10 protein-coding genes are annotated in these 13,286 nt (G+C 68.6%); 9 read left to right on the top strand and 1 reads right to left on the bottom strand.

What is annotated here, in order from left to right:
* Positions 1–32: 32 nt before the first annotated feature.
* Complete coding sequence (locus KB879_RS12615; RefSeq protein ID WP_153953515.1) at positions 33–1,673, bottom strand: hypothetical protein; 1,641 nt, start codon at positions 1,671–1,673, stop codon at positions 33–35.
* A 160-nt stretch (positions 1,674–1,833) separates the two neighbouring features.
* On the opposite strand from KB879_RS12615, the gene KB879_RS12620 reads away from it, so the two are divergent.
* From KB879_RS12620 to KB879_RS12660, 9 genes are all read left to right on the top strand, one after another.
* Positions 1,834–2,673, top strand: coding sequence for a penicillin-binding transpeptidase domain-containing protein (locus KB879_RS12620; RefSeq protein ID WP_153953514.1), 840 nt, complete (start codon positions 1,834–1,836; stop codon positions 2,671–2,673).
* An 813-nt stretch (positions 2,674–3,486) separates the two neighbouring features.
* Entirely contained in the window at positions 3,487–3,816 is a 330-nt protein-coding gene (locus KB879_RS39350; RefSeq protein WP_228772338.1) for a hypothetical protein, read from the top strand.
* Between the two features lie 198 nt (positions 3,817–4,014).
* Entirely contained in the window at positions 4,015–5,283 is a 1,269-nt protein-coding gene (locus tag KB879_RS12630) for an ROK family protein (RefSeq protein ID WP_013953150.1), read from the top strand.
* 19 nt (positions 5,284–5,302) lie between these two features.
* Positions 5,303–6,865: a sugar ABC transporter ATP-binding protein gene (locus KB879_RS12635; RefSeq protein WP_153953575.1), complete on the top strand. Its 1,563-nt coding sequence runs from the start codon at positions 5,303–5,305 to the stop codon at positions 6,863–6,865.
* Between the two features lie 79 nt (positions 6,866–6,944).
* Positions 6,945–7,976 carry a ribose ABC transporter permease gene (locus KB879_RS12640; RefSeq protein WP_013953152.1) on the top strand — a complete coding sequence of 344 codons (1,032 nt, stop codon included), beginning with the start codon at positions 6,945–6,947 and terminating at the stop codon, positions 7,974–7,976.
* Positions 7,977–8,067: 91 nt separating this feature from the next.
* Positions 8,068–8,988 (top strand): ABC transporter substrate-binding protein, encoded by a 921-nt coding sequence (locus tag KB879_RS12645; protein WP_228772350.1) that lies wholly within the window; start codon positions 8,068–8,070, stop codon positions 8,986–8,988.
* A gap of 44 nt (positions 8,989–9,032) precedes the next feature.
* Positions 9,033–10,529, top strand: a complete 1,497-nt coding sequence (zwf, locus tag KB879_RS12650; RefSeq protein WP_153953512.1) for a glucose-6-phosphate dehydrogenase — start codon at positions 9,033–9,035, stop codon at positions 10,527–10,529.
* A gap of 24 nt (positions 10,530–10,553) precedes the next feature.
* A complete protein-coding gene (pgi, locus tag KB879_RS12655) occupies positions 10,554–12,188 on the top strand; it encodes a glucose-6-phosphate isomerase (RefSeq protein WP_153953511.1) in 1,635 nt (544 codons plus the stop codon).
* 28 nt (positions 12,189–12,216) lie between these two features.
* Positions 12,217–13,128 (top strand): carbohydrate kinase, encoded by a 912-nt coding sequence (locus KB879_RS12660; RefSeq protein WP_211981579.1) that lies wholly within the window; start codon positions 12,217–12,219, stop codon positions 13,126–13,128.
* Positions 13,129–13,286: the final 158 nt, after the last annotated feature.

Consider the following 13,286-nt stretch of genomic DNA (forward strand, 5'->3'; position numbering starts at 1 on the left):
GACCGGCACAACCGGGGCTTAGCGCGCTGCCCTCACGCCGCCTTGCGCCTGCGCCTAGAAGCTTCTGCGGCAGCATCGCGCAACTCTGGCGGCAAGGCACGCAGTTCCGCGGTGAAGAACGCACGCTCGGCCGGCCGCAGCGCAGGCAGCTGGGCGGCCAGCCGCTCCACTGCTGCGCACGCCATTGCGGTCGCGCCTTGCTCGTGGGTGAGATACCAGGCCGATTCGAGCAGCAGGTTGGCCAGCTGCAACGGCCCCAGCCTGATGTGGCCGGCGTCATGGTCTTCCAGTGCGAACGCAGCCACGGCCGACCAGCGCACGAAGCCCTTGGCCGGCGCGAACGGCGCGTGGAACGGCCGCAGGGCGTCGACAGCGTCCGCAACGGACAACGGGCGCTGGCGGCGGAACGCGGCCATGCTGTCGTTGGCCCTGGCTGGCCGGTCGGACGGCGGGGTATCGGGCCCGCAGCTGCCGCGTGCGATGCGCAGCAGGAAGATCGCGTTCCACGCCGTGCCGCCGCCTACGCCGAACCGGTCGCAGATCCACTCCGACAAGCCCAGCCAGCGCATCGCCTGCCGCTGCACCGCGCTGGCGGACAAGACCCGCGCGGCATCGACCAGGCCGTGCTGCCAGAACAGCCACAGGCACAGGCCGATATTGGCCGCGGCATGCTGCACGGCGTCGACGGAATCGGCCTCGTAGGCTGCCTGCAGCGCGCCGGCGAAGGTATCCAGCGCCAGCTGCGCGGCCTGCGCCGTGCAGGCATGCCCGGCGCGCATGGCATCGGCCTTGTGCAGCAGCGCTTCCAGGTTCAGCACTTCAAAACGCACGCGCGGGTTGTACCGCACCACCAGGCGCAGTTCCGGATCGGAGTGCAGTCCTTCCAGGCCGGCACGCGCGCCGTCGCTGTCGCCGCGGGTATACCGTTCCCAGGCCCGCACGATATGCGCCATGGCGCAGAACGCGGGCGTCGCCGCGCCTGCCTCGGCCGCCTGCACCAGGCGGTCGACACGCCTGAGCGCCGCCCGGCTCTGATCGAGGCGGCCGCAGCGGCGCCAGGCCAGGCTTTCCTTGAGCAGCGACAGGGCTTGCTGGAAACCGTCGCCGGCACTGCGGCCAGCCGCGCGGAAGGATTCGGCCACGGCTGAGCCATGCATGCCCGCGTGGCCGTCCTGGGCGCCGCGCATGGCCTGGGTCAGCTCGCGCCAGAAGGCCATGTCGCGCATCACGTAGCCAACGCCGTCCGGCTGGCCGGCCGGCGCCGCTTGCGGCGCCGTGGCAAAGGCAAGATGGCCGGCCAGCGCGGCCGGGCCCAGCGTGCGCCCGTCCGCCACAAAGCGCAGGCGCCGCGCGCTCGCTGCCGTGATCCAGAACGGCCCGCGGCTGCGGTGCGCGGGATTGGCCGCAGCGGGATCGCGCTGGCGGTCGGCGCCCCATCCAACCGCCACCTGCCAGCGCGCAAAGTCCGCAAACGCGCGCGACGCCAGCATGCGCAGGTTGGCCGCCGTCGGGAAGGCGCTGCGCACCACTGCCGCGGTGACTCCTCCCTCCCCGGTGCGATGCGCATGCCAGATGCGCGCCAGCAGCCAGACCGACTGGTAGCGCGCGGGTTGGCCGTCGACCCGGTACGGGGCCGACACGTCGATACGGATCGGGGCAGGCGTGGCTGGCATCAGGCAGTCTGGGAACGGGGAAATCGCGGGGAAAGCCAGGCGGCGCCCGTCATGTTACGCAAGTTACAGCCGGTGCGGTTGGCGTTATCCGGGCGCTCTCCTATGCTGCGCACCACGGTCCGGGCCCGGATTGCCATCCCCTCAACTCCTCTGCACAGCCATGAACAATCATCTTGCTCGTTTGCCGACACCGATGGCGATCGGCCTCGGCCTGCTTGCCGCCACCGTGCCCGCCCTGGCGGCACCGAAAGAAGTCCCGCTGGATGCCGCGGCGCTGTTCCGCCAGGCCGATGCCACCGGCACCATGGTGATCTACGACCTGCGGCGCGACCGCATGCTGACCTACAACAAGCCGCGTGCGTCCACGCAGTACTCGCCGGCGTCGACCTTCAAGATCCTGAACTCGATGATCGGCCTGGAGAGCGGCGCCGTGGCCGACGTCGACCATGACAAGCTGCCGTGGGACGGCAAGGTCTGGCTGGTCGGCGGCAAGGCCATCCTGCCCGAGGCCTGCAACGCTGACGTGCCGCTGCGCGTGGCCTTCCCCAACTCCTGCGTGCCGGCCTACCAGGCGCTGGCGCGGCGGGTTGGCAGCGCGGCCTACCAGCGCTACCTGACTGCGTCGCACTATGGCAATGCCAACAGTTCAGGCCAGGTCGACCGCTTCTGGCTGAACGGCACGCTGCAGATTTCCGCCTACCAGCAGATCGACTTCCTGAAGGGCGTGGTGCAGCGCACGCTGCCCTTCTCGCCAACCACCTTCAAGGCCGTGGACGACATTACGGTGATGGAGCGCACCGCCGCCTACACCCTGCACGCCAAGACCGGCTGGGCCGATTCGGCCAGGCCGGCGGTGGGCTGGCTGGTGGGCTGGGTTGAGCGTGGCGATGATGACTACCTGTTTGCGCTCAATCTCGACATGCTGCGGCCCGAGCACGCCAAGGCGCGCATGGAGATCGCACACGCGGCGCTGCGGCAGGCGGGCGCGTTGCCGGATTGACGCTTCCGAAGGCGGCCGCCGGATGCGCGGCCGCCTGTAGCCACTACCCTAGAAACTTCATTCAGGCATTTTCTCCCCCGTATTTCAGATCCGTCTGATTTACCTGCCAACCCCGGATCGATAGCTTGGCTGGTCGGCATTTCCCACCGCGTCGCCCGACGCAACCAATCCGTAATGGGATCCGCCGGCGCCTGTATGCAACGGGAAAGCAAGACCGTTCCCACAATCCGGAGGTGAAATCCAATGAGAAAATAGCCATGCCGGCAGCCCTGCTGTCGGCCATCGCGTTGCTGGCCGCCTGTGGCGGCGGCGGGGACAATGCGACGCCCACACCGGCGCCACAAACGCCACCGTCTGAAAATAGTCCGGCACCGGCACCCGGGCCAAAGCCGGATCCAGCACCGCAACCTGAACCCACTGGCGAGCTACGGCCGAGCCTGAGCGCACCGCAACCGGGCTCGACGGCAGCCGTCGGCAATGACAGCGAAGGTCTCTGGGTCGGCGTCATGAACGCCACGCTGGTCGACAACAGCGGGAAGTTCGTGCACGCGAGACTGACGGGCGTGCTGGGAGGCGCGTTCCAGTTCTCTGGTTCGACCTGGACACTGGGCCCCGGCACGCTGTACGAAACCGGCTTTGCCTACCCGGCCACCGGGGCCGGCACCATTACCCCGGGCCAGCGCTTTGACGGCAATTTCGTCGCCACGCCAGGCAACCCTACCAATGTGCTATCCGGTACCTACGATCCGTCCAGCGCGCTAGCCGTGGACCACAGCTGCCATCGCCGGCAACTGGAAGCAAGACGGCTTTGCCATGCAGATCGACGACGCCGGCAACGTCACCGGTACCTATACCAGCGGCACCCGCATTTGCGACCTGCAGGGCACGGCAACGCTTGCCACCCCGGGATCGGCCAAGAACCTGTATGCGGTCAGGACCGTTGCCGAAAACTCCACGCAGCCGGGCAGCACCGGCTGCGCGCTGTCGACTGGCGTGCCGCACAAGGGCTTTGCCGCGCTCCGCCTGATGCCGGCCGACGGCAGCATCATCGTGAACAGCAGCACGCGCTATGCGCGCACGCTGGTGATGGCCGGCAGCACCGGGACCGGCGGGTATTTCACCATGCAGATGACCAAACAATAAGCCCGCTCCCGGGCAGCACCCCGGCGGTCCCCCTGCGCACGGACCGCCGCTTTCTTCCGCATCCGAGCCACGACAGTGGCTTCCCCATCACCTGGCGCCCAGGCGCCGCATCCGCCCTCCGGGTTTCCCCGCGGTTGAGTTCTGCGCTCTCATATCATTTAATTCAAGGTGAATTAATTAATAGCGGACGGAGACAAGATGACCGCATCCAAAGCGGGCCGTGGCGTGAATTCCGCCAGCCTGCGCCTGTACAACGAACGCGCGCTGCTGCTGGCGCTGCGCCGTGCCGGCGAGGCCTCCAAGGCTGATCTGGCGCGGATGGCGCAGCTGACCAATACGGCGGTGGGCAGCATCGTGCAGACCCTGTCCGAGGAAGGCCTGGTCGAGCAGTCCGGGCGCCGCACGGAAGGCCAGCGCGGCCAGCCCGCCAGCCTGATCCGGCTGCAGCCCAAGGGCGCCTTCGGCATTGGCGTACGGCTGGACCGCGGGAGCATCGAGGTGGTGATGGTGGACTTTGCCGGCCATATCCTGGCCAGCCGCGCCCACCAGCTGGTCCTGCCCCACCCTGACCAGGCGCTGGACATGGTGCGGCACGATATTGCCGAGCTGCGCGCCCTGCTCACCCCCGCCGAACAGAAGCGGCTGCTGGGCATCGGCGTGGCGCAGCCCTATAACCTGGGTGCCTGGCTGCGCGAGCTGGACGTACAGGGCGAGGCCTTCCAGGCAAGCTTCCGCGCCTGGGACCAGGCTGACTTCCCGGCAATGCTCAACGCCGCCACCGGCTTGCCGGTCTTCGGCGAGAACGACGGCACCGCCGCCGCGGTGGCCGAGCTGTTCTACGGGCGCCACCATGCCCAGCATTTCCTCTACGTCTTCCTTGGCCCCGCCATCGGCGGCGGCGTGGTGCTCAATGGCGACTGCGTGCGCGGTGTCTCCGGCAATGCCGGCGATATCGCGATGATGCCGGTGCCGCCCAGCACCCTGCCCTCCGCGCCGGGTGCCGCCGGCAACGGCAAGCGGCGCGACATCCTGATCTCGCGCGCGTCGCTCAACGCGTTGACCCGCCACCTGCGCCACCACGGCGTGGTGGTCAACGGCCATGCCGACCTTCAGCGCCAGGTCGAGCTGGGCCACCCCGCGGTCGAGGAATGGATTGCCGACTGCGTCGATGCGCTGGCGCCTGCGCTGCAGTCCGCCCTCGCCGTGCTCGACGTGCCGCTGGTGATCTTCGATGCCGATATCGACGGCGGCCTGGTCGCCACGCTGATCGCGCGCCTGCAGCAGGCGCTGGATGAAGGCGCCCCCGAAGCCCGCGCGCCCGCCACCGTGGTGCGCGGCTGCTTTGGCGCCAACGCCGGCGCGGTGGGTGCCGCGTCGCTGCCGATGTTCATGAACTTCTCGCCGCGCGCCGAGCTGCTACGGGGTGCGTCTGCCATCGTTCCGGAGGCCAGCCATGCCATTGTCTGAAGCACCGCGTACCTCGCCCATGCCAGCGCACCTGCATGGCGGCCATGCGGGCCCCGCCCCGCTGCTCGAGCTGCGCAATATCTCCAAGACCTTCCCCGGGGTGAAGGCGCTAAGCAACATGGAGCTGACCGTCTACGCCGGCGAAGTCCATGCCCTGATGGGCGAAAACGGCGCGGGCAAATCCACGCTGATGAAGATCCTGTCCGGCGCCTATATCGCCGACCCGGGCGGCGAGTGCCGCATCAGCGGCGAGCCGGTGGCCATCGACGGCCCGGCCACGGCGCGTGCCCACGGCGTGGCCGTGATCTACCAGGAGCTGAGCCTGGCGCCCAACCTGAGCGTGGCCGAGAACATCTACCTGGGCCGCCACCTGCACCACCGCGGCATGGTCGACCGCGCCGCCATGGCGCGCGCCTGCGAGGCCACGCTGGCCCGGCTGGGCGCGGACTTCACGCCGCAGACGCCGGTGCATACGCTGTCGATCGCGCAGCGCCAGCTGGTGGAGATTGCGCGCGCGGTGCATTTCGAGACCCGCATCCTGGTGATGGACGAGCCCACCACGCCGCTGTCCACCCGCGAGACCGACCGCCTGTTCGCGCTGATCCGTCAGCTGCGCGCCGAAGGCATGGCCATCATCTACATCAGCCACCGCATGGCGGAGATCGATGAGCTGGCCGACCGCGTCACCGTGCTGCGCGACGGCTGCTTTGTCGGCACGCTCACGCGTGAGGCGCTGACGCAGGCGGCGCTGGTCAAGATGATGGTCGGGCGCGACCTGTCCGGCTTCTACACCAAGACCCATGGCGAGGCCGCGCCGGGCGAGATCATGCTGTCGGTGCGCAATATGTCCGATGGCCGGCGCGTGCGCGGCTGCAGCTTCGACCTGCGCGCCGGCGAGGTGCTGGGCCTGGCCGGGCTGGTGGGCGCCGGGCGCACCGAGCTGGCGCGGCTGGTCTTCGGCGCCGATGCCCGCACCGATGGCGCCGTGTTCGTGGCCGGCACGCCGCTGGCCGTCACCGGCCCGCGCCAGTCAATCGATGCCGGCATTGCCTACCTGACCGAAGACCGCAAGCTGCAGGGCCTGTTCCTGGACCAGAGCGTGCACGAGAACATCAACCTGATCGTGGCCGCGCGCGATGCGCTGCGGGGCGGGCGCCTGAACCGCGCCAGCGCGCGCCAGCGCACCGCCGCGGCGATCCGCTCGCTCGGCATCCGCGTGGCGCACCCGCAGGTCAACGTGGGATCGCTGTCCGGCGGCAACCAGCAGAAGGTGATGCTGTCGCGCCTGCTGGAAACCCGGCCGCGCGTGCTGATCCTGGACGAGCCCACGCGCGGCGTGGATATCGGCGCCAAGGCCGAGATCTACCGGCTCATCAATGAGCTGGCGCGCTCCGGCGTGGCGGTGCTGATGATTTCCAGCGAACTGCCCGAGGTGGTCGGCCTGTGCGACCGCGTGCTGGTGATGCGCGAAGGCGAGCTGGCCGGCGAAGTGCCGGGCTGCGCCGATGCCGCCGCCATGCAGGAACAGATCATTGCGCTGGCAACCGGCGCCGGCGAGCAACAGCCCCCGGTCTTGCATTGAACCGCTGAATTCCCGTACAGGCCGGCAAAGAACGGCCGCACCGGGGCGGCATCCCGCCTCGCAGCATCAGGAGACACTTATGCGCAATCCCCTCTCATCCACGTCCCATGCGGCCCATGGCGTCACCGCCCAGGCTTCCACACCGCTGGCGCGCGCCACCGGGCGCGCCACCACGCAGGAACGCCTGCGCGCACTAGGCATGCTGCCGGTGCTGGTGCTGCTCTGCCTGGGCTTCACGCTGCTGACCGAGAACTTCGCCAGCCTGCAGAACCTGTCGATCATCGCCCAGCAGGCGTCGATCAACCTGGTGTTGGCCGCGGGCATGACCTTCGTGATCCTGACCGGCGGCATCGACCTGTCGGTGGGATCGATCCTGTCGGTGTCGGCGGTGGTGGCGATGCTGGTCTCGCTGATGCCGCAACTGGCGGCGCTGAGCGTGCCGGCAGCGCTGCTGTGCGGGCTGCTGTTCGGACTGGTCAATGGCGCGCTGATCGCCTTCATGAAGCTGCCGCCGTTCATCGTGACGCTGGGCAGCCTGACCGCGGTACGCGGGCTGGCGCGGCTGGTCGGCAACGACAGCACGGTCTACAACCCGGATATCTCGTTCGCCTTTATCGGCAACGGCGATCTGCTGGGTATCCCCTGGCTGGTGGTGATTGCCATTGCGGTGGTCGCGGTGTCGTGGCTGGTGCTGCGCCGCACGGTGCTGGGGCTGCAGATCTACGCGGTCGGCGGCAATGCCGAGGCGGCGCGCCTGTCGGGCATCAAGGTATGGGTGGTGCTGCTGTTCGTCTATGCGGTGTCGGGCCTGCTGTCGGGGCTGGGCGGCGTGATGTCGGCGTCGCGGCTTTATGCGGCCAACGGGCTGCAGCTGGGGCAGTCCTATGAGCTGGATGCGATCGCCGCGGTGATCCTGGGCGGCACCAGCTTTGTCGGCGGGGTCGGATCGATTGCCGGCACGCTGGTGGGCGCGCTGATCATTGCGGTGCTGTCCAACGGGCTGATCCTGCTGGGCGTGTCGGATATCTGGCAATACATCATCAAGGGCCTGGTGATCATCGGCGCGGTCGCGCTCGACCGCTATCGCCAGAAGGGCTCCGCCCGTACCTGACACGCTGCCGGACAGGAGAAACATTGTGATCCAACCCATCCTCAAAGCCCTGGCGGCCGGCGTGCTGGCCGCTCTGTGCGCTGCACCGGCCATGGCTCAGGCGCCCGCGCAAGACGCGCACGCTTCGGATGCCCAGGCCCCGCAACGTCCGCTCAGGAAGGTAGGCGTGACGCTGGGCTCGCTGGGCAATCCATATTTCGTCGCACTGGGCCGCGGTGCCGAGGCCGCGGCCCGGCAGGTCAACCCGAAGGTAAAGGTCACCGTGCTGTCGGCGGACTACGACCTGAACAAGCAGTTCATGCACATCGACAGCTTTATCGTCGCCGGCGTCGACCTGATCCTGATCAACGCCGCCGACGCCCGCGCCATCGAGCCGGCGGTACGCAAGGCGCGCAAGGCCGGGATCGTGGTGGTGGCGGTCGATGTGGCCGCCGCCGGCGCCGATGCCACCGTGCAGACCGACAACACCCAGGCCGGCGAACTCGCCTGCGGCTTTATCGCCGACCGGCTCAAGGGCCGCGGCAACGTCATCATCCAGAACGGCCCGCCGGTATCGGCAGTGTTGGATCGGGTCAAGGGCTGCAAGACTGTGCTGGCGCGCCATCCCGATATCCGCATCCTGTCCGACGACCAGGATGCCAAGGGCTCCCGCGAAGGCGGGCTGAACGTGATGCAGCTGTACCTGACGCGCTTTCCCAAGGTGGACGCGGTCTTCACCATCAACGACCCGCAGGCCGTGGGCGCGGACCTGGCCGCGCGCCAGCTTAACCGCCGCGGCATCGTGATTGCCTCGGTCGACGGCGCGCCTGACATCGAAGCGGCGCTCAAGGCCGACACCCTGGTGCAGGCCTCGGCCAGCCAGGACCCGTGGGCCATTGCCCGCACGGCGGTGCAACTGGGCGTGGGCATGATGAATGGCCAGCGCCCGCCCAACCCGACCGTGCTGCTGCCGTCCACGCTGGTGACGCGCGCCAATGTCGGCCAGTACAAGGGCTGGGCCGCGCCGCGGTAAGCGGCATGGCCGGTCCCTCCACCCCTTCCACTATTTTCTGATCCATGATGGCTAGCCACCCTGCCGGCGCTCCGGCACCTGAACCTGCCCCGGAGTTCGATTTCGTATTGTTCGGCGCCACCGGCGACCTGGCGCGGCGCAAGCTGCTGCCGGCGCTGTTCGATGCCCACGCCGCCGGTTCGCTGCATCCGCGCGGACGCATCCTGGCCCTGGGCAGCCAGCCGCTGTCGCATGATGCCTACCTGGCGATGCTCGACGACGAAGTACTGCCCGCGCTGGCGGGCAACGCCGCGGCCGCAGCCTGGCAGGGTTTTCTCGACCGCATCCTGTACCTGCAGGTGGATGCCAACGCCGATGCCGGCTTCGATGCGCTGGCCGAGCTGGTCAATGCGCGCGCGGCGCCGGTGGTGGTGTTCTACCTGGCCACGGCCCCGCACCTGTTCGTCACCATCTGCGAGCAACTGGCGCGCGTGGGCCTGACCGGCCAGCGCAGCCGCATCGTGCTGGAAAAGCCGCTCGGGCACGATCTGGCCTCGTCCGAGGCCATCAATGCCGAAGTGGCGCGGCACTTTGCCGAGGACCAGATCTACCGGATCGACCACTACCTGGGCAAGGAGTCGGTGCAGAACCTGATGGCGGTGCGCTTTGGCAACGTACTGTTCGAGCCGCTGTGGCGGCGCGAATGGGTGCGGCAGGTGCAGATCACCATCGCCGAAGAACTGGGCGTGGAGCGCCGCGGCAACTTCTACGACGGCATCGGCGCGCTGCGCGACATGGTGCAGAACCACCTGCTGCAGCTGCTGTGCATGGTCGCGATGGAGCCGCCCACGAGCCTGTCGGAAGACGCCATCCGCGACGAGAAGCTCAAGATCCTGAAGGCGCTGCGGCCGATCCGGCCGGAAGACGTCGCCGAGAAGGTGGTGCGCGGGCAATACGCCCGTGGCGCCGCCGGCGGCGACCCCGTGCCCGGCTATGCCAGTGAGCCCGGGATCGCGCCCGACAGCCGCACCGAGACCTTCGTCGCCATCCGCGCCGAGATCGCCAACTGGCGCTGGGCCGGGGTGCCGTTCTACCTGCGCACCGGCAAGCGCATGCAGTCGCGCGTGGCGGAGATCGTGATCCATTTCCACGACGTGCCCTACCCGCTGTTCCCGCATCCGCTGGGGGTCATGTCCGGCAACCGGCTGGTGATCACGCTGCAGCCCGAGGAAAGCATCCGGCTGTATTTCCTGACCAAGCAGCCGGGCGACACGCAGGCACTGATTCCCGCGTCCCTCGACCTGCAACTGAACACTGCCGCCCCACGTGTGCGGCGCGTGGGCGCGTACGAGCGCCTGCTGCTCGACGTGATCCGCGGCCGGCTGGGCCTGTTCGTGCGGCGCGATGAGCAGGTGCAGGCATGGCGCTGGGTCGCGCCCATCCTGAAGACGTGGGAGAACTCGCCCACGCCACCCAAGCCTTACACCGCCGGCACCTGGGGCCCGGCGGCCTCCAGTGCCCTGCTGTCGCGAGACAGCATGGCCTGGCATGAAGAGATGTAGCCCACGTATTGCGGAGTATCCAAGATGACCACTTCCCTACCCGCCTGGCAAGCCCTGCGCGCGCACGCCGACACCCTGCGCGGCACCCATATGCGCGACTGGTTCGACGGCCCGCGCGGCCCGCTGCGCGCCGAGCGCTTCACCGCCGAAGCCTGCGGCCTGACGCTGGACTACGCCAAGAACCGCATCACCGACGAAACGCTGGCGTTGCTGTTCACCCTGGCTGGCCAGGCGCGCGTGGCCGAGCGGCGCGACGCCATGTTCGGCGGCGAACCGGTCAACACCACCGAGCACCGCGCCGCACTGCATATCGCGCTGCGCGCCTATCCGGAGGATGGCTATCGCGCGCTCGGCGTACCCGTGGGCGCAGACGTCGCCACGGTGCTGGCGCAGATCGAGCGCTTTGCCAATGCGGTGCGCAGTGGCGCCTGGACCGGGTTCGATGGCCGAGCGATCACCGACGTCGTCAATATCGGCATCGGCGGTTCGGACCTGGGCCCGCGCATGGTCTGCCGCGCGCTGGGCGATGCACAAACCACCGGCCCGCGCATGCACTTTGTCGCCAATGTCGACGGCAGCGATCTGGCACGCACGCTGTCCGGGCTGGATGCCGCCACCACGCTGGTGATCGTCTGCTCCAAGACCTTCACCACGCTGGAAACCATGGCCAACGCCTGCACTGCGCGCGACTGGTTCCTGCAGCAAGGCGTGACCCGTGCCGGGCTGGCGCGGCATTTCGTGGCGGTGTCGACCAACCGCGATGCGGTGGCCGAATTCGGCATCGACCCGGCCAATATGTTCCCGTTCTGGGACTGGGTGGGCGGACGCTTCTCGCTGTGGTCGGCGGTAGGCTTGTCGATCGCCGTCGCCATCGGCTTCGAGCGCTTCCGGCAATTGCTGGACGGCGCGCGCGCGATGGACCTGCATTTCGCCAGCGCATCGCCCGAGCGCAACCTGCCGATGATCCTAGGCCTGCTCGATGTCTGGTACCGCAGCTTCCTCGGTGCCGGCAGCCGCTGCGTGGCGCCCTACTGCGAGCCGCTGGAACTGCTGCCGGCCTTCCTGCAGCAACTGGAAATGGAAAGCAACGGCAAATCCGTGCGGCTCGACGGCGGCGCGCTCGATGCGGGCTCGGCTGCGGTGGTGTGGGGCACGACCGGCACCAACGGCCAGCACGCCTACTTCCAGATGATGCATCAGGGTTCCCAACTGGTTCCGGTAGACTTCATCGCCACGCTGGAACCCGTGAGCGACTTGCCCGGCCACCATACCAAGCTGCTGGCCAACTGCTTTGCACAGGGCGAAGCGCTGCTGCGCGGGCGCACCGCCGACGAAGTGCGCGCCGAGGGCGTGCGCGACGAAGCGCTGGTGCCGCACCTGGTATTCGAGGGCAACCGGCCCAGCAACACGCTGCTGCTGCAGCGGCTGGACCCGTACCACCTGGGCGCGCTGCTGGCGCTGTCGGAACACCGCACCTTCGTGCAGGGTGCGCTGTGGCAGATCAATTCGTTTGACCAGTGGGGCGTGGAACTCGGCAAGAAGCTGGCCGCGCCGATCCAGCGCGAACTGGAAGGCACCGCCGGAGCCGCCGCGCATGATGCCTCGACCGCCGCACTGATCCGCCGCGCCCAGGCAGTGCGGGCAACGGCCGCAAGCTAACCCGCGGCAGACAACACAGGAGACTCCGATGTCCACGCCCCTTCCCCGCTATGTCGTGTTCGGCGAAGCCCTGACCGACATGGTCCGCCAGGCCGACGGCAGCTGGCTGGGTCTGCCCGGCGGCTCATGCTGGAACGTGGCGCGCGTTGGCGCCCGGCTGGGCATTGCGACCGCCTTTGCGGGCGCCGTCAGCCAGGACCTGTTCGGCGATGACCTGGCCCAGGCCAGTGCTGACGCCGGCCTGGACGGCCGCTTCCTGCAGCGGGTGGCGCGCTCGCCGTTCCTGGCCTTTGTCGCGTCACGCCATCCGCCGCAGTACTTCTTTGTCGGGGACGACAGCGCGGACCTGCATTTCGACCCGGCCCGCTTGCCAGAGGGCTGGCGCCAGGCGGCAGAGGTGATCCACTTCGGCTCCATCAGCCTGGTGCGCCAGCCGCTGGCGGCACGGCTGTGTGAAGAAGCCACGCTGGCCGCAACGGCGGGCAAGCGCATTGCCTTCGACCCCAACTTCCGGGACCTGATGCGCGCACCGGGCTACGCCAACGTCCTCGCACACATGCTGCGACTGGCCAGCTACGTCAAGATCTCCGACGAAGACCTGGCCGGGCTCTTTCCCGCGCTCGATACCGACGCGGCACTGGCACAGGTACGCGCCATGGCGCCCGATGCAACCGTCATGCTGACGCGCGGCGCGCATGGCATGACGTTGCTCAAGGGCAGTATTGACGTCGAGCAGCCCGCGCTCGCAGTTGATGTGGCCGATACCGTCGGCTGTGGCGATGCGGCGATGGGCGGCTGGATGGCCGGCGTGCTGTCCGGCGCGGCGGGCGACCTTGCCGCACAGGCGCGGCTGGCTGCCGCCGCGGCGGCCATTGCTGCGACCCGGGCCGGCGCGTATCCGCCGCGACGCGAGGAAGTGGAAGAATTACTGGCTGCCTGAAGGGCCGGCGACAGGAGCCGCAAGCGATCAGCAATGGGAAAGCCGGTGCCAGCAAGGAAAGCCCTTTGGGAAAGCTCTGAATATGCGCCAGATTTCCAGAAAATAACCTCCTCGTTACATTGTCGGTGGCAAAGTGATGTGCTAGCCAGACGAGCCTT

Origin of the sequence: Cupriavidus sp. KK10 (genome assembly GCF_018223725.1) — a bacterium.
Lineage (GTDB): Bacteria > Pseudomonadota > Gammaproteobacteria > Burkholderiales > Burkholderiaceae > Cupriavidus > Cupriavidus necator.